We start from the raw sequence: 20,399 nt of genomic DNA, 5'->3' as shown, positions 1-20,399 counted from the left end.
GATGAAAAAGAAATTATTTATAAGCAGCATGATGGTGTTGATGCTATCAACATTGTATTCATGTAAAAAAGGGTTTATAGAATTAAATATCGACCCTATTAACATTCTGCACACTTCTCCGGATCGATTACTAACTCCGGCTTTAGTAGACGGTATATGGCCCGGAATGAATCGTAACCGCAACTTTAACAACGAGCTTATGCAGGTTACGGTAAACATGAGTGATGGTGATAATACTGTGTTCAGATACGCCTTCAGGTCCAATGTATCGGATTATTTGTGGAACAACTGGTATGTGTATCTGAATAACTTCAGAGATATTTACAACAAAGCCAGCGAGCCAGATCAACTTAACAAATCTTATCAGGGTATTGCACTGATTTGCGAATCATGGCTCTTTGCCAACCTTACAGATACTTATGGCGATATTCCTTATTTTGAGGCGCTACAAGGTAGAGACGGTAATGTGCAGCCAAAATTTGACAGACAAAAGGATATCTATTTAGATCTTTTCAGAAAACTGGAAGAAGCAAATCAACTATTGGCAGAAAATCAAGAAATCAAAGCTTCCAGTGATCCGGTATATGAAGGGGATATTCACAAATGGAGAAAATTCGGAAACTCCTTGTATCTACGCTTGTTGCTGCGCATCTCAGGTAAAGCCGAAGTGCAAGCTGATTGTATTGCAAAAATTAAGGAAATTGTAACAAATCCCGCCCAATATCCCATTTTTGAAAGCAATGCAGATTGTGCAAACATTTTATGGAACGGAGGACAAGACACTACTGATCCGTTCACTAACCCTTATCTGGTAAATGTAAGAGCTCAGGACTTCAGAGCTCCGGCTATCTGTAGCTTCTTTATTGATCCACTAGTGGCCTGGACCGACCCACGATTAGTGTCAGGAACTCCTTACGGTCATGGTAACATTGGACGACTGGGTATTGCTCAAGCCTCAGGTGGGGGATGGGCTGGTGTTTCCAGTGGCTATCTGCCTGGACAGGGAGAGCCTAAGGGTTGTTATTTCCAAAGCTATGATAATACCAGCACAGGAGGTGAGCGCTCCTTACAGCAAAACCGCCTGACCGGAATTATTATGCAATATTCAGAAGTTCAATTTATCTTAGCAGAAGCTTGCTTAAAGGAGTGGATAGAAGGAGATCCCAAAGACTATCTGTATCGGGGAATTGCAGCTGCCATCAACTACTGGGTGCCTAACTTCCCTGAAAGCCCCACATCAACTAACTTTAATACATATTTGGGTACTTTGTCTGAAGGTGGTTATTTGTGGGATGATAATGCTTCTTTTGAAGACAAAATGGAGTTGATTCACAAACAGAAATATTATGCGTTATTCCTTACCGATCTGCAACAATGGTTTGAGTATAGACGTACCGGTCACCCGATTTTACCAAAGGGTCCCGGTTTGCAAAACGGAGGTGTAATGCCGGCTCGTATGGTATACCCGGTATATGTACAATCGGCCAATCCTACCAATTATAGAGAAGCCGTACAGGCTCAGGGGCCCGATCAAATCAATACCGAGGTTTGGTGGCAAAGAAAACCCTAATTGTATCAACAATAAAAAAATATTGAGATGAAATCTTTATTGAAACTACTTTTATTAATCTGTATCGCCGCCGCCATAAACGGTTGTAAAAAAGGCGGGTACGGTAACTATCCGGGAGGTGTGCCTTATGATGTAGTTGCACTACTGGATGTGCGCACTATCTACCACGGAGAGGACGTGACCCTTACTAGGGATCTGATGTTTGGAGGTTCGAAAATAGGTGTAGTGGTAATATCAGATCATGCCGAGGGTAATCTTCCTCCAGGTTTATTGGTGGTTCAGGACAGCCGACGTCTGGATCTGTTAAGAGGTATCTCTATTGAGCTCGGACCGGCTGCAGCAAATTATAAGCCCGGTGATTCTTTGCTGATTGATGTTTTAGGAGGAGTACTTACTCGTAAGGATGGGATATTGATGATCACGGGTCTTTCCGAGTCCCATATTGCTAAAAAAGGCAGGGGAGTAATTAATGTAAATACCGTCAATATTGCTCAACTGCTGGCCAAACCGGAGGATTACGAAAGTACGCTGTGTATTCTAAACAAGTCAAGCTTTAATCCAGCTCCACAACCCGGTGATGTTATCAGTGGTGCAAAAGTTATTAATGATGGCTTTGCCAACGTAACCCTGTATACTGATCCTGGTGTGAGCTATGCTAATATGGCTCCTTACGGTCTTGGAGCCTATGTGGTGATACCTTTCGGTAAGCCAGATGGCTCACTTGAAGTACGTACGCGCAACGCAGATGATATGCTGAACATGGGATCTTCTGCGCAGGATATTCTGATTACCGGCATTATGGCAGACCCTAAAGGCAGTGATGGTGGTCAGGAATATGTACAGTTGATGGCTACCAAGGATATTGATTTTTCTGTAACTCCTTATAGTATTGTAGTGTGCAATAATGCGGGAGCTTCAACTCCGGCTCTGGATGCCGGCTGGGCTACCGGTGGGCAGCGCACTATTAAGTGGAATATCACCTCAGGGGTAGTGCCTAAAGGTAAATTCTTCTATTTCGGATTCCAAGGTAGAAAAATTAACGGTAATGCAGGTACCCCCTTCCCTCCGGATGCAATTTTCATTCAAAAAACGTATAGTACCTCCAGCGGATCTACCAACGCAGGCGATGGCGGCTTAGTGCGTCCTAGCAATTTCGGAACTTCAGGTCCTTTTGCTAATAGTGGTAACGCCTCCGGTGTAGCTATATTTAAAGGAACCACTGTTACTGAGCAGTCAGTTCCTGTGGATGTATTGTTTATCGCATCAGGGGGAGGAGCTTCTATTTACGATCCTTCTCTGAACCCGCCTCGCGGCTACAGAATTTGTAACAACGACTGGTACTCTATGTACTCTGTTGTGATAAATCCTGAAACTTATAAACCGGAAACCATTCCTTACTTATACTATCGCTCTCCAGGTAACACTACATTTATGCCGTATGCGACTAATGAACGGCACCCAACCGCAGCTACCGATGCCAGCCTGTTTAATATGATGGGTGGTGTGTATAATGTGACATTGGGTAGATGGACTACTGCTCGTAAACAAACAGTAGTAGAGCTGTTCCAGGTTGAAACAGACGGATTCCCACCGGCTACTATTGACGATATCGAAAAGCATCCAAATGTAACTAGACTGGAAGAATAAAACTAATGGAATGGCATTTGTGCTAAAAGGGAGACGATTCATCGTTATATGGCTACTAAACTGCATGGCTTTCGCGGTATATGCGCAAAAGGGATTTGACTCCCAGGCGCACCGCGGAGGCCGCGGTTTAATGCCTGAGAATACCATTCCAGCTATGTTGGATGCCATAGATCGCGGCATTACTACGCTGGAGATGGATTTGCAGCTTACAGCAGACCGTAAAGTGATAGTATCGCATGACCCTACCTTTAACAGTAATTTTGTTACATCCCCGCAGGGAGATACTCTTACACGTGAGGCTGCTCGCAAAATAGTATTGTATCAGCTGACATACGACTCCATTAAGAAATACGATGTAGGGCTGAAGTTCAATCCTGAATTTCCACGTCAAAAGAAAATGAAGGCGTCAAAGCCTTTACTTTCTGACTTACTAGAGGAAACGGAGGCCTATGCTAAGAAAAAAATAGGACCGTATATTACAATATTGAAATAAAATCACGTCCCGCTTCAGATGGAAAATACTATCCTGATTTGGAGACCTTTATCGATCTGGCAATGGATGTGATCAATAAGAAGAAGATCGCTGACCGAGTGGTAATACAAACTTTTGATACACGCGCACTGCATATTTTGCATCGCAAATATCCTCAATACGCATTATCGTATTTGATAGACGCAAAAGAAAAACGCTCTGTTGATGAATTGATAAAATCACTAGGTTTTATACCTGCCGCACTAAGCCCTCACTATAGTATTGTAACCGATAACATGATAAAGGATTGTCGTAAGAGGGGCATGCGTATTATACCATGGACGGTGAATGATCTGGATGAAATGAAAAGGCTGAAAGCGATGGGAGTAGATGGAATTATTAGCGACTATTCTGATTTGTTTGCTCAGTTGTAAATTTTTATCTTGAGAAACGAATGACTATTAGAATAGATATTTTAATTGCGATTAGCTTGTATTCACTAACAAGAGCCAGTATATTGGCCAAATAACCGATTGATATGTCAAAATATATTCTATCTTTTGATGCAGGTACTACTAGTTCGCGTGCCATAGTATTTGATAAGACAGGTAATATTGTTGCTGTTGCTCAAAAAGAATTTACACAGATATTTCCTCAGCCCGGTTGGGTAGAGCATAATGCTAATGAAATATGGAGTACACAAATTGGTGTTGCTGCAGAGGCCATTACAAAAGCTGGTATAGCACCTACTGATATTGCCGCTATAGGTATTACTAATCAGCGCGAAACCGCAGTAGTATGGGATCGTAATACATCGGAGCCTATATATAATGCTATTGTTTGGCAAGACCGACGTACCAGCGACTATTGTGATCAATTAAAGGCTGATGGTACTGCCGCTATCATCAAAGAAAAAACCGGCCTGGTTACCGATGCTTATTTTTCCGGTACAAAAGTCAAATGGATTCTGGATAATGTAGAAGGGGCTCGCGCCAAAGCGGAAAAAGGCGAGCTCTGCTTTGGTACTATTGATACTTGGCTTTTATGGAAGCTTACCAATGGTCAGGTACATGCCACCGATGTAACCAATGCATCACGCACCATGATTTTCAATATTCATACTCTGGATTGGGATGATGAATTGTTGAAGATTATGAATATTCCGCGTAATATGCTGCCCGAAGTGCGCTCCAGCAGCGAAGTATACGGACATACACAACAGTTGCTAACATCTGCGCAAATACCGGTTGCCGGTATTGCAGGAGATCAGCAATCGGCACTATTCGGTCAAATGTGTATACACGAAGGCATGGTGAAGAATACTTATGGTACCGGATGCTTTATGCTGATGAATACCGGTACTAAACCTGTAGAGTCTAAAAATAATCTACTTACTACCATCGCCTGGAAAATTAATAATAAAGTGTATTACGCACTGGAAGGAAGCGTGTTTATTGCGGGTGCTGTGGTACAATGGTTACGCGACGGACTGAAACTTATTCAGAAATCTTCCGATGTAGAAGCTTTGACAGCTACAGAAAATGATAATGGAGGCGTGTATATGGTACCGGCATTTACAGGCTTGGGCGCGCCTTACTGGAATCAGCATGCTCGAGGAATTATTGTAGGCCTTACCAGAGGCTCCAGCGACGGGCATATAGCACGTGCCGCTGTTGAAAGCATAGCATACCAAACTATGGATGTATTGAAGGCAATGGAGTCTGATGCAGGCATTACCATTAAAGAGGTGCGCGTGGATGGGGGCGCTACTATCAATAATTACCTCATGCAGTTTCAATCCAATCTTCTGAATACAAAAGTGGTAAGACCCACTGTTACTGAAACTACGGCGTTGGGAGCGGCTTATTTAGCAGGTCTGGCCACCGGTTTTTGGAAGGATATCAATGAAGTGCAGGCTTACTGGAAAGAAGAGCGTGTGTTTGAACCCAGCATGAAAGACGAAGTACGAGCTACATTACAGAAAGAATGGGCCCGTGCTATTAAAGCCGCACAAGCTTGGGCAGAGTAAGAAATCGCTGCGATGCTTTTGGCAATTGGATAATTAGTTCCTTAACCTTTAAATGCTCCATATGAATATTTTTACCAGTGAATTAATCGGCACCGCCATACTTATTCTGTTAGGTAATGGTGTGGTAGCTAACGTACTGCTAAATAAAACAAAAGGCAATAATGGCGGATGGATTGTGATAACTTTTGGATGGGCCATGGCTGTGTTTGCGGGAGTGTTTATTACGTCCGCGCATAGTGGAGGACATCTTAATCCAGCTGTTACTATTGCCATGGCTTATTTAGGAAAAATAAGCGCTTCTTCTGTAGGCCAGTATATAGCCGGGCAAATGCTGGGTGCTATGTTAGGCTCCTTGCTAGTATGGCTGTCTTACAAACAGCATTATGAGCAAACGGAGGATACTGGTGCTAAGCTGGCAACTTTTAGTACCGGCCCCGCAATTCGCAACCCTATCAATAATCTGATTACCGAAGCCATTGGAACCTTTGTATTGATATTCGGAGCACTGTTTTTGTCCGCACCGGCCAGCAGTGTGGGTTCGTTAGAGGCGTTACCTGTGGCTTTGATTGTATTAGCTATAGGTTTAAGCTTGGGTGGTCCTACCGGATATGCTATCAATCCGGCAAGAGACTTAGGTCCTCGTATCATGCATGCTATTTTACCACTTGGTAAAAAAGGAAGCAGCGATTGGTCTTATAGCTGGATTCCCGTTCTGGGTCCAATTATTGGAGGATTATTAGCTGCGATAGTTTTTGATTTATTAGTATAAGAAACTTTTTGTGGTAGTATACTCTCGGGCATTATTTTCTCAACGATAATTCGGAACCAGGAGTATAAAATGATGAGGTGTAGTCTGAATGTCAGGCTACACCTCATTTATTTTGCATATTCCCATGCTGCTACTTCATTGGTATTAATAATAGATGTTGGGGGAAACTTGCCAAAGCACACATGGCCCCCTTTCATGCTCGATAAGCTCGTTACCCAAATGTGCATGATAGATAAAATAATAAGGCCTTACGGGGCCTACATGTAATGTCCATTTCAATTTTCAATTAGTCCAATATGATTAAAGTATATCCTGCTGTAAATCATTTTTATCTTGTCAAAGCTTCTTAAATAAAATATAAAACCTTATACGATATTTCTTCTTACAGTATTTTTCATCCTATATTTGTGCTGCTCATGGGGTGCCTTAATATAACGGGCTGAGATTATACCCAAAGAACCTGATCCAGGTAATGCTGGCGTAGGGAGTTGAAGTATCTTCTGTCTATTATATTATCCAGACATCCCTGTGAGTTGTCTATAACAACAGGGAATTATGAGCATTCAGCATTGGATTTCTCTTTTTTGGGAGCAGCTTAAAGCCGTACCATTATTGGAATGGATTGGCGTGAGCTTTGGTGTGGCCGAAGTATTGTTGGCTAAAGCTAATAAAGTATGGTTATATCCTTGTGGCATTATTGCCGTACTTATCTCCATTTATATTTTTTTTCATGCCGGGTTGTATGCCGAAAGTGCATTACATGTCTATTATTTTGTGATGAGCGTGTACGGCTGGTGGCGCTGGCAGAAAGGGAATAATGCTTTAACACATATTACTCGTGCCAATCGATCGGATTGGCTTGTGACTACAGGAATTGTAGTGGTTGCATTTTTTGTGCTGTATTTTGTACTTATACAGTTTACTGATTCTACCGTTCCGATTTTTGATTCGTGGGTGAGTGCCACTGCTTGGGCTGGAATGTGGTTGCTTGCAAAACGCAAGATAGAAAATTGGATATTGCTCAATATCAGTAATGCTTTTGCCATACCGCTTTTGATTTATAAAGAATTGCCTCTGTATGCCCTACTAACATTGTTTCTTTTTATTGTAGCTATACTGGGTTATAGAGATTGGAGTAGGATTTTGAAAAAACAAAAACAAGTTCATGAGTTTAGTTTTGAATAAGGAAGAAGTCGCTCATTTGAGAACATTATGTCAGAAATCTGAGAAAGCAGGCGCTTTAACCCCCGCGCTTTTAAATATCATTTATGAGAGGCAATGGTTTAAACTTTTCGTGCCTAAACACTTGAATGGTTTGGAGCTGAGTCTTCCTGAGGCATTGCGTGTTGAGGAAGCCTTGGCTTACGTGGACGGAAGTCTGGGCTGGACCGTAACCCTTTGTGCAGGAGCCAACCTGTTTGTAGGATATATTGAAGAAGATACTGGCGCCAAAATTTTCAGTAAAAAAAATGTATGCCTAGGAGGAAGTGGTGCCGTGAACGGCGTTGCCCGCCTGGTGAAGAATGGATATATCATCAATGGATGTTGGAAATATGCTACAGGGGCTCCACATCTTACTCATTTTACAGCTAATTGTATTATTGAAAAAGACGGCAAAACTGTACTTACAGAGCAAGGGCAACCATTGGTACGTTCTTTCTTCTTTAAGAAAAACGAGGTAGAGGTTTTGGAAGACTGGAATACTATAGGCCTCAGGGCTACAGCCAGCCATAGCTTTAGGGTTAAAGATCTCAAGGTAAAACCTGAGCGAAGTTTTATTATCGATACCGCGCATACTACATTGAAGCATGATATTTACCACTATCCATTTATGTCTTTTGCAGAAACCACCATTGCTGTAAATACCTTGGGTATGGTAAATCATTTACTGGAAGAGACCAACAACATATTACTGCAGAGGTTCGAACTTAATCGAATTAATAAATTGCAGTTCAAGGAGGCGAAAACAATCCTTCGGGTCCATCAGCAAAAAATCAATAAGCTTGCGACTGATTTTTATAAAATAGCTGATCATTCTTGGGCAGAACTACTGCAGAAAGGAAGATTGAGGCAATCACGTTTGCTCAGTGTACGGCATAAAAGTCGCCTTTTAGTACAAACCTGTAGACAGGCTGCTGCAGAAATATTACCTTATTGCGGATTATTTGCAGCCAACGAAAATACGGAGGTCAACAAAATATTTAGAGATATATTTACAGCTAGCCAGCATGGGCTTTTGACTTTCTCTACATACCGTTAGATGCAAATCGTTTGGCCAACTTCTTAATGTCTTCGGCTATACGACTGATGAATAAAAACTGATCGGCAACGGGTTTAAAGGTGGTCAGCATCTTTCGCGTTTCCGTATCAATGATCCCTTGTTGTAATTCTCTTCTTCGTTTTTCGATCAGTTCGTTCAGTTCGTGTTTCAGCTCCATTGGAGCATCATTATGTTTTGATTCCTGAATTTCTTTCCCTTTGTTTTCGATTAAGGAGATAGACTCATTAAGATCGGCGATGATATCGTTCTTGATGGCACTAAAATCCTCATGAGGAAATACATTAGAAAATCCTTTAGTCATGGCTGCCAAGGAAACAATGTGCGAGTTGAGGGTGTAGACGAGCACCACCATCTGGTGGATGCGTTTAATATCGCCCTGTTTGCTCTTAGGTTCGTTCATCATCCGGGTAAACCCTCCGGACAAGTTAGCCTGCTCAATGAACGCATCTTTTCTCCGGATATTATAATCTCTTTCATTTAACTGCCCTGTGGCAAAAATTCCGGCCACAGTTTCGAAATAAGCTTTGGTGGCAATAAGTGCTTTTACCATATAAGTACTGATTTGTCTTCTTTCCCAAGAAGGTACCAGTACATACGCCGCCGTAAGCGCAATAATCGATCCAACAGTAGTATCAATCAGTCTACTTTTGAAAATTTCATAAAAACGATGGCTGTTTAGCAGATAAAAATAGATCATCACATAAGCGGTCATGAATATTACGCTTACCAGATATCGGGTACGCATGAAGCTATAGGTGATGATCATCAGCACAATCATGGCAGCAAACTTGCCATTTTGTGTGGGAATAATAAACAATAATCCTAGTCCTATTAAAGCTCCTATAAAAGTACCTATCAGTCTGTGATAGTTTCTTTGTCGGGTTACACTATAAGTGGGTTTTAAAATTACAATGATGGTTAGCAAAACCCAGTAGCTATACTGCAATTTAAGCGCATGCGCTACGATATAACCCAGCAGACAGGCTATGGTAACACGGATAGAATGACGAAAAGTATTGGACTTTAAAGAGAGATTCTCTTTTAGAGTTTGAATATTCAAATCCGTCTTGTTAACGAAATATTGATAATCGTCGGATAACTTGTACTTCTGAACTTTTTTGATGTCATATCGAGTATAATGATGCAGGGTGTATATGCGCAATGTAATATCTTCTACCGACTGTAATAGTTTGCGCATGTTTACGATGGCGTCGAATGACTCGGGCTTTCGGTAATCATTGGCAAAATTTTCAAATCGCTCTTTAAGCACTCTTAATTCGTTGTTCAGCCTTCTGGATGCGCGTGTAGGCCTTCCACTTTGTACAGCTAAGCCGATAAGATGCAGTTCATCCACAATTACATCAATCACACGCCTGAAATCTTCTAGAATGCCACTTTCATCAAAGCGTTTATGCATGGACTGGTAATTGTAAAACGTAGCAGCAGCTTTTTCAAAAAGGTCAATCGATTCTAAAAAGATTACTAATAAGGTTCTGCTGGTAATGGTAGACTCTTTGACAATGCTGCGGCTTTTGAACATCATCTCACGCAGTAGACTTTGCTTGTCTTCAATCTGCTGCTGCTGTTCCATTAATCGCTTATATATGCTGTCATAATCAGCATTTTTATCATAAAACAGCGCCCGAGTAGCAAAATAATCTCCTATGGAAATAATACAATCCCCAAGCGCCTGTTGTATTACTTTATAAGGCCTTACACCGAACAAAGCCAAACTCAGTATCATATACCAGCAACCGCCGGCTACTAATGTGACACTGTGCATTAATACCTGGGAGTTTTCCATGTGGAGATCCAGATTAATCACCATAATAAGCATACCCGCAAATCCCACGGCATTGACACGAGCCCCATACACTCCGATCATGCTGAGCATAAAACAAAAAAGCAAAATTTCGAAGCCCAGTAGTATATGGTACTGATTGATAAATCCGGTTATAAGAGATATCAGGAAGATGAGTCCTATCGACGCCAACATACCATTTCGCCGTTGGCCGATGGGGCCGGGAATATCCGAAGTACTTACGGCTAGTGCTCCCAGTGAAAGGATTAATCCCGTCTGAAGCCTATCAAAATAATTACACACAATAACAGGGAGCGTAATACCAATGGTAATACGAATAGCCTCATTAAAATAGTAGCTGTTGACAAACTTGCGATATTCTTTTATATAGTCCACCGGTCAAAAAAATGATCAGTTATTCTAAGTTAAAAAGTTCGCCGATAATGTAGCTCCGATCCCGGGTGTTTCAGGAACCTCTATCACGCCTTTATCTTTATATCGGATACCTCCTTCCACCGGGTCTTCATTAAACATAAGGGCTGTGTCAAAATCGTAATACACAATATTGTCGCTGCATAAGGCTAGATGGGCAAATGCACTCATCGCAATACGTGATTCCAAAAAAGCACCTATCTGAATTTCCATATTAGCAGCCTCGGCAAGCTGTATCATTTGTAAAGCTTTAAAGATACCTCCGCTTTTTCCCAGTTTGATGTTGATACGGTCACAAGCTTTCAGGTCTATTAGTCTTTTCACATCGTGGGAATCACAACAGCTTTCATCGCTCATGATAGGAATAGGACTCTGCTTTCTAAGTTCGGGCAACTTCATAAAATCCCAGCGTGGTAAAGGTTCTTCGCAGTGTTGAATATTGAAGGGCTCCATCGCTTTAAGCGCCTCCACCGCTTCCTCAAACTGCCAACCTTGGTTGGCGTCGATTCTCAGGGGAATATCATAGCCTACTGCCTCTCTGATTGCTCTGATCCGTTCTACATCTGCTGCCCCGCCTTTGCCTATTTTAACTTTAATTACGGGGAAGCCAGCTTCCTTAATTTTTAGCGCGTCGGCAGCCATTTGTGCGGCATCACCCACACTAACGGTATAATCAGTGGCAATTGTTTTGTTTTTTCTTCCTCCTAGATATTGGTACAATGGTTTTCCTGCTTGCTGTGCAGCAATATCGTAAAGCGCCATATCAAAGGCACTTTTGATGCTGTTATTTCCATATATCAAACCATCCAGCTCATTAATGCGCTCTTCTATCTGCAAGGCATCTTTGCCTAGCCATAGTTTTTCAAAATACTTTCCTACAACCAGGCCAGTGTCGGCGCTCTCTCCGTTAATGCTCATGAAAGGGCTACACTCTCCCCATCCGGTAATACCTTCAGTCGTATGTATTACTACTACTACATTGTCGGCACTATATAGAGGTCCCAGAGAGATAACAAAGGGTTTTTTTAGGGGAATGGAAATTTTATGTAGCTCAATACCGGTGATGATGGCTGATTTCTGCATGCTCTAAAAATACATAATAACTGACGAATAATATTCGAAAGATTGACCTTAATACATAAATAATTTTTACTGCAAATTGCAATTGCAATATATTCGCACAGCATTTCTGAAAACTATGAGTCTTCCTGCAAAGTACTTAAAGGTGAAAACCTCCACTATTCCTAACGCTGGTAAGGGGTTGTTTGTATTGGTAGATGTACCAAAGGGAACGATTATCACCGAGTATGTAGGACGTAAAACAACCTGGGCCGAGGTTGAAGACGATGTGGATAATCCTTATATTTACTATATTGACGACGATCATGTAATAGATGCTAAGGATGATGTAAAATCTTTCGGCCGCTATGCTAATGATGCTCAGGGACTCACTCGTGTACCTGGCCTGAGAAACAACGCTATTTATTACGAAGATGGCGACCGGGTTTTTATAAAAGCAGCCAAAGATATTCCTGCCGGTAGTGAAGTATTAGTACCCTATGGCAAGGATTATTGGCGGCAAGTGAAGGAAAATATAAAAATCGAACAGGCAGAGCAGAAGAAGAAAGCTTCCAAGAAACAACGCTAAACACAGCTCAACACATATTCTCATCTGAGCTTTATACTTCCCGACCTATCTTTGCCCTAAATATTCGGAAGTGGAGAAAAGTAATTTTGTTGATCAGATACGTATTTTTTGTCGCAGCGGACATGGCGGTGCGGGCATCAAACATTTCTTAAGAGATAAGTTTAACTCGAAGGGGGGACCTGATGGTGGCGACGGTGGTCGCGGCGGTCATATTATATTACGAGGAAACAGAAACCTGTGGACATTGCTGCACCTGCGTTATCACAAAAATGTTTTGGCCGAAGACGGCGAAAACGGCGGCCACAACAATCGTACCGGACGCAACGGAAAAGATATTATACTGGAAGTGCCGTTAGGTACTATAGCCATGGATGAAGAAACCGGCGAAAAGGAGGCAGAAATACTGGAAGACGGGCAGGAGGTAATATGGTTGCCTGGAGGTAAGGGCGGATGGGGCAATACACATTTTGCTACTGCAACCAATCAGGCTCCTGAATATGCACAGCCGGGATTACCCGGTGTAGAGGGTTGGAAAATTTTGGAGCTAAAAGTATTGGCCGATGTAGGGCTGGTAGGCTTTCCAAATGCGGGCAAATCTACGCTCTTATCTGTTATAACCGCAGCCAAACCTAAAATTGCAGATTATGCATTTACCACTATTACCCCTAATTTGGGAATTGTACAGTATAGAGATGGAAGAAGCTTTTGTATGGCCGACCTGCCGGGTATTATCGAAGGTGCAGCCGAAGGACGAGGCTTGGGACATCGGTTTCTAAGACATATAGAGCGCAATCCCGTTTTGCTCTTTCTCATACCGGCAGATAGTTCCGACCATCGTAAAGAGTTTGAAGTGCTTTTGAACGAGCTAGAACAATACAATCCAGAACTGCTGCATAAGGAAATGTTGATAGCTATTAGTAAGAGCGATATGCTGGATGATGAACTTCGCGAAGCAATTAGTAAAGAAATGCCGGAGCACATTCCTCACATGTTTATTTCTTCTGTTACACAAACCGGTCTCACCGAATTGAAAGATGCATTGTGGAAGGCGCTGAATAAGAAAGAAGCGGAGCTTTAATTTTCTTAATATGCAATTTAACTATCATGTGCATGACAGTACATGATAGTTAAATAATTGTACCTCTTAACTTTAATCCTTACAATTGTTTGCCTGAGATGGAGATTGCTAATTCCATGTGCTTATCGTAAATGGAGCGTATGAAAAACCTAGGGAGTGCAAACTATGCCTTACCTATGTTTCCCATGACTGTTTAAACCATCGTAATATGAAACGAACCCTTTTATTATGCACACTTAGCTTGTCGTTATTGACAGGTTATGCGCAGTTATCTGTTAATCATCTTTTGACGGAGAACCTTAAAAATCCCATAGGGCTTGGAGAAACACAACCCCGCTTTAGTTGGCAGATTCAATCCAAAATAAGGAATACTCGACAAACTGCCTATGAAATAAAAGTATTGGAGGGAAAACAAGTAATATGGAGTTCAGGTAAAGTACAGTCCGACTCTTCCGTACATGTAGCATATAAAGGGAGCCCTTTGCGTTCCGATACACGATATGAATGGCAGGTAAAAGTATGGGACAATCATGGAAAAACATCTGCCTGGAGTGCGCCGGCCTATTTTCATATCGGATTATTAGATACTCTTGAATGGAAGGCAGAGTGGATTCAGGCGGCATTTAATGAAACGCCAGAAAATCGTCCGGCACCACTACTGCGAAAAGAATTTACGCTTAATAAAAAAGTAAAGTCTGCTACAGCATACATTACATCCCATGGTCTGTATGAAGCCTACTTGAACGGTCAGCGGATTGGGGAATATTGGCTCACTCCCGGATGGACCTCTTACAATAAGCGCTTACAATATCAGGCCTATGATGTAACTGGCTTACTACAAAACAATAAAAACGCTATAGGTGTGATGCTGGGCAATGGGTGGTATCGCAGCATATTGGGCTGGAGGAACAATGGAGATCTTTACGGTAATAAACTGGCACTGCTCCTACAAATCAACATTACATACACCGATGGCAGTAAGGAGATTGTAGCTACAGATGGTACCTGGAAATCGGCTATCAGCGAAATTCTTTATTCCCAAATCTATAATGGAGAGATTATTGATGCCCGCAACAAAAAAGAAGGATGGACAAAATCGGGATATAACGATGCGGCCTGGTACGGTGTAAATGTGTTGAAAGAGTCGAAAAGTGTGCTGATTGCCACCGTAAATGAACCTGTAAAAAAGCAGGAAACCTTCAAGCCTATAAAGATATTTACCACTCCGGCAGGTGAGCAGGTAATCGACTTTGGACAAAACTTGGTAGGCTGGGTAAAATTGAAAGTAAAAGGAAAGCCAGGCGATCGCATTGTGCTTTCGCATGCAGAGGTTCTCGATAAAAAAGGTAATTTTTATATTGAGAATCTGCGAGCTGCTAAGGCCCAAGCTGTATATATATTAAAAGGCGAAGGAGAAGAAACCTTTCATCCTTACTTTACCTGGTACGGGTTCAGATACGTGAAGGTAGAAGGTTATCCGGGTGAATTGAGGCCCGAAAATTTCGAAGCTGTTGCCTTGTATTCGGATATGGAAACTACAGGAACTTTTACCACTTCTCATCCGCTTATCAATCAGCTGCAGCATAATATTCAATGGGGGCAAAGAGGTAACTTTTTGGATGTTCCTACCGATTGTCCTCAGCGCGATGAAAGATTGGGTTGGGCCGGTGATGCGCAAGCATTTTCACGCACGGCTGCCTTTAATATGAACGTTAATAACTTCTTTGCAAAATGGCTTAAAGATGTAGAAGCCGATCAGATAGACGGAAGAGTGCCCCAAGTAATACCCAATGTATTGGGCAATAATGCCAACAGTGCGGGCTGGGGCGATGCCGCTACCATTGTGCCATGGAATATGTATTTGGCTTATGGCGACAAGCGTATTTTGGAAAGACAATATAACAGTATGAAGGCTTATGTGGAAAGTATACGTCGTACAGCCAAGGACGATCTTTGGAACTCTGGATGGCATTATGGCGATTGGTTATTCTACAGACCTTTTGATGACAATGACGGCAAAAGTGCTGTTACCGATAAATATCTTATAGCACAGTGTTTTTATGCGCATTCTACTCAATTGCTGATTAATACAGCTCGGCTTTTAAACAAGCAGGAAGATGTCGCCGAATATTCACAGTTGCTGGATCGTATTAAGAAAGCGTTCAATCGTGAATATGTTACACCCAGTGGCAGACTAGTTTCTAGTACGCAAACTGCCTATGTGCTGGCACTGCAATTTGACATGCTGCCGCAAGAGCTCCGTCAGCAGGCAGCAAAACGCTTAGTGCAAAATATTGAGAGCTACAATAATCATCTTACCACAGGATTTCTGGGAACGCCCTATCTCTGTCATGTGCTAACCAAGTTTGGATATGACAGTGTTGCTTATAAGCTGCTATTGCAGGAAACTTACCCTTCGTGGTTATATCCGGTGAAGATGGGTGCTACCACTATCTGGGAAAGATGGGATGGTATCAAACCCGATAGTACTTTCCAGAATCCAGGTATGAACTCATTCAACCACTATGCTTACGGTGCTATTGGAGACTGGATGTATAGAAAAATGGCCGGAATAGATACTTATGAAGATGGAGTAGGCTATAAGCACATTCAAATTAAGCCACATGTGGGAGATAAGTTTACATATGTATCTGCATCCTTGAAAACCTATTATGGTACCGTAAGCAGCACTTGGAAAAGTGAGAATGGCAAGTTTATACTTACTATTGAGATACCGGTAAACACTAAAGCCACCATTTTAATTCCTGCAGCAGAGGTAGCTGCCATTACCGAAAGTGGCAAGTCGCTGAACGACGTATCTGACGTTGAAGTTGTAGGTAAAGAAGATAATTATGTGGTAGTGAAAACTGGTTCGGGACTCTATAGTTTCGAAACTAATGATATAACAGGGAAGTGACGAGCTAAGTAGTTTAACTGAACGCGAAAATCATAAGAAGAAGGGTTGGCTATTATGGTCCAACCCATCTTGTTTTTGGATATGATGTTATTGTTCTAATTTTTTTCTCAACTCTTCGATTTCTTTCTGTTTACGCTCCAGTTCTTTTAAAAGCTCCTGCTTCTTAATATCTTCTACAGAAGGACTTTGATCGTATTTATATACGTGTGTTGAGGAATCGTCTACAGCTGGTGGAGCCGGAGGTGGAGGTGGTAATGGTTTTGCATATAATTTATGGTTGGGTTCATTATTATTAATGCCTTTCCATCTATAGTTTTCTTTATTGGTATCGTAAGATGTTTCAGAATCATCATCAGTAGCAGTGCTTTTTAATATACCATCGCTCTGCATGATATAATCTGTATTGACGCGCAAGGATCTAAAGTTGTTATACACCAGCTTGAATTTTCTATTCCATCGCCGGTTGTTATTGTGGTTGATGTCCACTTTACTTAATTTACTAAATACCGATTCGTCTATATAAATCTTTTTACCCACGGGAACCTTTACTTGTACTGTAGCACTTTGAAATCTGTATTTACTATTTTTATCGACAGCAATACCCGGAGCCAGATCTATAATACTATCGTGTATAGACAAATCATACTTGATGTGTTTAGCGCGCTCTACAGCATCAGTCTTATCTTTTCCAATCGCATTTTTGATGATGTTGATATGGAATAAGCTATCATCGCTTTTTTTAAAGTCGAAGCTTACAGTAGAGATCATTAAAGTATCATTGTGAATACTAATGCCCTCCAGATGGCCGGTGGGTGTATTCAGCCAACCAAAGTTGCCTTCGTACCTCAGCTTGGGTTCAGTCACTGTAAAGATAAGTCGGTCGCCAGACGGAGTGGATGCAAATGCTGTTTCTTCCACAGCTTCGGTTTTCCTAAAATCGCGGGAGATATTAGCAAAGAAAAACATCATGCAAATCCAGCCAATGGCCCATAAACCGCTGAAGGTCCATTTCAAATAATCCCCCGGTGTATGTATGTTAAAGATTCTTCTGCATAACCATACTACTAAGCCCGCCGCCGGCGCTCCTATAAACAATATTAAAGATGCCCATGCCAGCCATTTTTGAGTATCACTGGTCCATAAAAAGTCCTGAAAAGGTTCAAACGCTACTCCACTGAAAAGAAACGCTAGGAAGATGACCATGAGTGTGATGGCAATAATGCTTACCATCAAGATGAAAAAACCTTTAATAATCATGGAGAGCACATATCCTAGCCCTTGGCCACCTCTGCGTGCTGTATAAGCAAATTGTTTCTGGGCTCTTTGTCCGAATCTTTCTGCAGAATCTTTTACCTCATTGCCCCAGTTTTTCAAACGCTCATTTACATCTCCCATGGAGTTCTGTATGTTTTGCTTGATAGTATTAATGTCGATATGCTCGCCTCGCATCTCCATTTTTTGATATGGAGTGGTAGCTTCGGGTAAAATGATCCACAATACGATGTAAAGAAAAATAAAGGTACCGGTGAGACCACTGAACAATAGGGGAAATAGATGGTGACTTCCATGCCATCCAAAGGCATTAATGCCCTGCAAAAAACTTAGCATAGCTGGTATAGCCAATACCCAGCGCACAATACTGGGGTTGATATTGAAGTAAGCACTAATACCACTGGCCACGCCTCCCAACCATTTATTGTCAGGATCGCGGTACATTCTTTTGCCTTTGTACACGTCCATGCTTCGAGCTGGCAGAATTACCCACAGCACCAGATAAATAAAAATGCCTGTTCCAAAACCACCAAAGGAAACAATGGCAAAGATTATCCGCACTAATGTAGGGTCAATATTTAACCAGTTGGCAATACCGCTACATACGCCCCCCAATATTTTATTATTTTGATCTCTATATAGGCGACGTTTTTCTCCAAAAGAAAAATCAGATTCCTGCTCCTTTGTGCCGGTGTTTTTGGTGGCATTCGCATCAAAATCTTCCGGTCGGCCTAGTGTGGCAATCAGTTCCTCCACGTCAGCCTCAGTGATATGCGGGGCTCCGTTCTTCAGTTTTTCCTGCATCAGCTCGGCGAAGCGAGCTTCAATATCTGCCACAATCTCCTCTTTGCCTTCCTCGTTCTGAAAGTACTGTCGAAGGCTATCCATATAAGATACCACTTTTTCGTATGCGGTATCTTCTATAGCGATATTGCTGCCTCCGAATGTTACGTTTATTACTTGCTTCATTTTTGGTGGTTTTATTTATGAATGGGTCAGCGTATTTACGGCTGCTGAAAGTTCATCCCAAGTTTGTTTTAATTCTTTATAAAATTCGTGACCTTTTTCCGTTAGTGAAAAATATTTTCTGGGAGGTCCTCCTGAGCTTTCTTTCCAGCGATAAGTAACCATTTCTGCGTTTTTTAATCGTGTCAGTAAAGGATATAATGTGCCTTCCAGAATAGACAAGCCTGCATGCTTCATTCTCTCTGCTATCTCACTGGGGTAAAGCTCTTCTCTCTTTATGATGGAGAGTATACAATATTCTAATACCCCCTTTCGCATCTGGCTTTGTGTGTTTTCGATATTCATAAAGACTACTGATGTATAACAAAGATACCTGCAATCGTTAGTAGTGGGCAATACAAAGTACTTTGTGTGGCACAAAAACTCGGTGAATGGCATAAAAGCAAGGGCGAATAACTGCAAGCTGAAGAATTGATTGTATGTTTACAGTTCACAAACCAGTTTTTAACACAAATATTGCAGCATATGAAAGTGTTTGTTACAAAAGCAATCCCTGAAGTTGGCATCAACCTGATGAAAGAAGCCGGCATTGAAGTAACGGTACATGTTGACGACAGACCGCTGCACTCAGAGGAGATGATTGCTGTATGTCAACAATATGATGCAATGATGAGTGTAGGGTTTAATAAAATAGATGCGCATTTTCTGGAGCGGTGCCGACATCTTAAAGTTATTTCTCTTTTTGCTGTAGGATATGATAATGTAGATATACCCATGGCTACGCAATTGAAAATACCGGTGGGTAATACTCCCGATGTGTTGAGCCGGGCTACTGCCGATACTGCATTTCTGCTTATGTTGGCTGTAAGTAGAAAGGCTTTTTATAATTACAGAAAAATATTGGATGGTAAATGGAAGGGATTTGAGCCTGTAGCGGATTTAGGAATTGAGTTATACGGAAAAACGTTAGGCATTTTCGGACTAGGAAAAATTGGATTTGAAATGGCTCAAAAGTGTAAGGCTGCTTATGGCATGAACATCATCTATCATAATCGCAATCGCAATCTGCATGCAGAAGAGGTTTTGGAAGCAAGGTACGTGAGCTATGATGAGTTGTTGGCCGAAAGTGATGTGTTGTCGCTTCATGCCAATCTTTCCGAATCGAATAAAGAGATTTTTAATAAAGGAGCATTTGCAAAAATGAAGCCCACGGCAATCTTTATCAATACCGCCCGCGGTGCTTTACACAACGAAGCGGATTTGAAAGAGGCGTTGGAAAAAGGCCTCATTTGGGGTGCCGGGCTAGACGTTACCAATCCCGAGCCGATGGATCCTTCTAACCCTTTATTAATGATGCCTAATGTATGTATCTTGCCACATATAGGTTCGGCCACTCAGGAGACACGCGATGGTATGGCTATAATGGCTGCCAAAAATGTAATAGCAGGATTAAAAGGAGAAAAACTTCCTACTATCGTCAACCCCGAAGTGTATGAAGGATAGCACCTTATTGAAAA

16 protein-coding genes and 1 riboswitch are annotated in these 20,399 nt (G+C 41.8%); of the genes, 12 read left to right on the top strand and 4 right to left on the bottom strand.

Features of this window, described 5'->3' with window-relative positions:
• The first annotated feature begins 1 nt into the window (after position 1).
• The 8 genes from V2H41_RS08120 (at position 2) to V2H41_RS08085 (ending at position 8,747) form a co-directional block, all read left to right on the top strand.
• A complete protein-coding gene (locus tag V2H41_RS08120; RefSeq protein ID WP_330974643.1) occupies positions 2-1,570 on the top strand; it encodes a SusD/RagB family nutrient-binding outer membrane lipoprotein in 1,569 nt (522 codons plus the stop codon).
• Positions 1,571-1,597: 27 nt separating this feature from the next.
• A complete protein-coding gene (locus V2H41_RS08115; RefSeq protein ID WP_330974642.1) occupies positions 1,598-3,217 on the top strand; it encodes a DUF5689 domain-containing protein in 1,620 nt (539 codons plus the stop codon).
• A gap of 10 nt (positions 3,218-3,227) precedes the next feature.
• Complete coding sequence (locus tag V2H41_RS08110) at positions 3,228-3,710, top strand: glycerophosphodiester phosphodiesterase family protein (protein ID WP_330974641.1); 483 nt, start codon at positions 3,228-3,230, stop codon at positions 3,708-3,710.
• A gap of 38 nt (positions 3,711-3,748) precedes the next feature.
• Positions 3,749-4,123, top strand: coding sequence for a glycerophosphodiester phosphodiesterase family protein (locus V2H41_RS08105; protein ID WP_419784738.1), 375 nt, complete (start codon positions 3,749-3,751; stop codon positions 4,121-4,123).
• Between the two features lie 104 nt (positions 4,124-4,227).
• Entirely contained in the window at positions 4,228-5,718 is a 1,491-nt protein-coding gene (glpK, locus tag V2H41_RS08100; RefSeq protein ID WP_330974640.1) for a glycerol kinase GlpK, read from the top strand.
• A gap of 61 nt (positions 5,719-5,779) precedes the next feature.
• The gene (locus tag V2H41_RS08095; RefSeq protein ID WP_330974639.1) at positions 5,780-6,487 is read left to right on the top strand and encodes an MIP/aquaporin family protein; all 708 of its coding nucleotides are present in this window, start codon (positions 5,780-5,782) and stop codon (positions 6,485-6,487) included.
• Between the two features lie 407 nt (positions 6,488-6,894).
• Positions 6,895-6,993, top strand: a riboswitch (TPP riboswitch).
• 49 nt (positions 6,994-7,042) lie between these two features.
• Entirely contained in the window at positions 7,043-7,672 is a 630-nt protein-coding gene (pnuC, locus tag V2H41_RS08090; RefSeq protein ID WP_330974638.1) for a nicotinamide riboside transporter PnuC, read from the top strand.
• Positions 7,653-8,747: an acyl-CoA dehydrogenase family protein gene (locus V2H41_RS08085; RefSeq protein WP_330974637.1), complete on the top strand. Its 1,095-nt coding sequence runs from the start codon at positions 7,653-7,655 to the stop codon at positions 8,745-8,747. The genes pnuC and V2H41_RS08085 overlap by 20 nt, the downstream gene beginning before the upstream one ends.
• On the opposite strand, the gene V2H41_RS08080 is transcribed toward V2H41_RS08085, so the two are convergent.
• Both V2H41_RS08080 and V2H41_RS08075 read right to left on the bottom strand, forming a co-directional pair.
• Positions 8,734-10,965, bottom strand: a complete 2,232-nt coding sequence (locus V2H41_RS08080) for an FUSC family membrane protein (protein ID WP_330974636.1) — start codon at positions 10,963-10,965, stop codon at positions 8,734-8,736. The two genes, V2H41_RS08085 and V2H41_RS08080, sit on opposite strands and share 14 nt — an antisense overlap.
• A 24-nt stretch (positions 10,966-10,989) precedes the next feature.
• Complete coding sequence (locus V2H41_RS08075) at positions 10,990-12,084, bottom strand: mandelate racemase/muconate lactonizing enzyme family protein (protein ID WP_330974635.1); 1,095 nt, start codon at positions 12,082-12,084, stop codon at positions 10,990-10,992.
• Between the two features lie 115 nt (positions 12,085-12,199).
• Between V2H41_RS08075 and V2H41_RS08070 the strand changes: the two genes are divergently transcribed.
• The 3 genes from V2H41_RS08070 to V2H41_RS08060 all read left to right on the top strand — a co-directional run bounded on the left by V2H41_RS08070 (position 12,200) and on the right by V2H41_RS08060 (position 16,644).
• Complete coding sequence (locus V2H41_RS08070) at positions 12,200-12,649, top strand: SET domain-containing protein (RefSeq protein WP_330974634.1); 450 nt, start codon at positions 12,200-12,202, stop codon at positions 12,647-12,649.
• A gap of 70 nt (positions 12,650-12,719) precedes the next feature.
• Entirely contained in the window at positions 12,720-13,727 is a 1,008-nt protein-coding gene (obgE, locus tag V2H41_RS08065) for a GTPase ObgE (RefSeq protein ID WP_330974633.1), read from the top strand.
• Positions 13,728-13,935: 208 nt separating this feature from the next.
• On the top strand, positions 13,936-16,644 hold the full coding sequence (locus V2H41_RS08060; RefSeq protein WP_330974632.1) for a family 78 glycoside hydrolase catalytic domain: 2,709 nt from the start codon (positions 13,936-13,938) through the stop codon (positions 16,642-16,644).
• Between the two features lie 87 nt (positions 16,645-16,731).
• Here the strand turns inward: V2H41_RS08060 and V2H41_RS08055 are convergent, their stop codons facing one another.
• Entirely contained in the window at positions 16,732-18,885 is a 2,154-nt protein-coding gene (locus V2H41_RS08055) for a PspC domain-containing protein (RefSeq protein ID WP_330974631.1), read from the bottom strand.
• Between the two features lie 15 nt (positions 18,886-18,900).
• Positions 18,901-19,227, bottom strand: coding sequence for a PadR family transcriptional regulator (locus V2H41_RS08050; protein ID WP_330974630.1), 327 nt, complete (start codon positions 19,225-19,227; stop codon positions 18,901-18,903).
• Between the two features lie 180 nt (positions 19,228-19,407).
• Here V2H41_RS08050 and V2H41_RS08045 point away from each other — a divergent pair, with 180 nt between their 5' ends.
• Positions 19,408-20,385, top strand: coding sequence for a 2-hydroxyacid dehydrogenase (locus V2H41_RS08045; protein ID WP_330974629.1), 978 nt, complete (start codon positions 19,408-19,410; stop codon positions 20,383-20,385).
• Positions 20,386-20,399 lie beyond the last annotated feature (14 nt).

It is taken from the genome of Niabella digestorum (assembly GCF_036409055.1).
Lineage (GTDB): Bacteria > Bacteroidota > Bacteroidia > Chitinophagales > Chitinophagaceae > Niabella > Niabella composti.
This window is presented reverse-complemented; position numbering and strand designations above follow the sequence as displayed.

Excerpts from the sequence above, each read along its gene's own strand:
- V2H41_RS08120 (WP_330974643.1), top strand. The coding sequence starts at position 2 with ATGAAAAAGAAATTATTTATAAGCAGCATGATGGTGTTGATGCTATCA.
- V2H41_RS08115 (WP_330974642.1), top strand. The coding sequence starts at position 1,598 with ATGAAATCTTTATTGAAACTACTTTTATTAATCTGTATCGCCGCCGCC.
- V2H41_RS08110 (WP_330974641.1), top strand. The coding sequence starts at position 3,228 with ATGGCATTTGTGCTAAAAGGGAGACGATTCATCGTTATATGGCTACTA.
- glpK (WP_330974640.1), top strand. The coding sequence starts at position 4,228 with ATGTCAAAATATATTCTATCTTTTGATGCAGGTACTACTAGTTCGCGT.
- V2H41_RS08095 (WP_330974639.1), top strand. The coding sequence starts at position 5,780 with ATGAATATTTTTACCAGTGAATTAATCGGCACCGCCATACTTATTCTG.
- pnuC (WP_330974638.1), top strand. The coding sequence starts at position 7,043 with ATGAGCATTCAGCATTGGATTTCTCTTTTTTGGGAGCAGCTTAAAGCC.
- V2H41_RS08085 (WP_330974637.1), top strand. The coding sequence starts at position 7,653 with ATGAGTTTAGTTTTGAATAAGGAAGAAGTCGCTCATTTGAGAACATTA.
- V2H41_RS08075 (WP_330974635.1), bottom strand. The coding sequence starts at position 12,084 with ATGCAGAAATCAGCCATCATCACCGGTATTGAGCTACATAAAATTTCC.
- V2H41_RS08070 (WP_330974634.1), top strand. The coding sequence starts at position 12,200 with ATGAGTCTTCCTGCAAAGTACTTAAAGGTGAAAACCTCCACTATTCCT.
- V2H41_RS08060 (WP_330974632.1), top strand. The coding sequence starts at position 13,936 with ATGAAACGAACCCTTTTATTATGCACACTTAGCTTGTCGTTATTGACA.
- V2H41_RS08055 (WP_330974631.1), bottom strand. The coding sequence starts at position 18,885 with ATGAAGCAAGTAATAAACGTAACATTCGGAGGCAGCAATATCGCTATA.
- V2H41_RS08050 (WP_330974630.1), bottom strand. The coding sequence starts at position 19,227 with ATGAATATCGAAAACACACAAAGCCAGATGCGAAAGGGGGTATTAGAA.
- V2H41_RS08045 (WP_330974629.1), top strand. The coding sequence starts at position 19,408 with ATGAAAGTGTTTGTTACAAAAGCAATCCCTGAAGTTGGCATCAACCTG.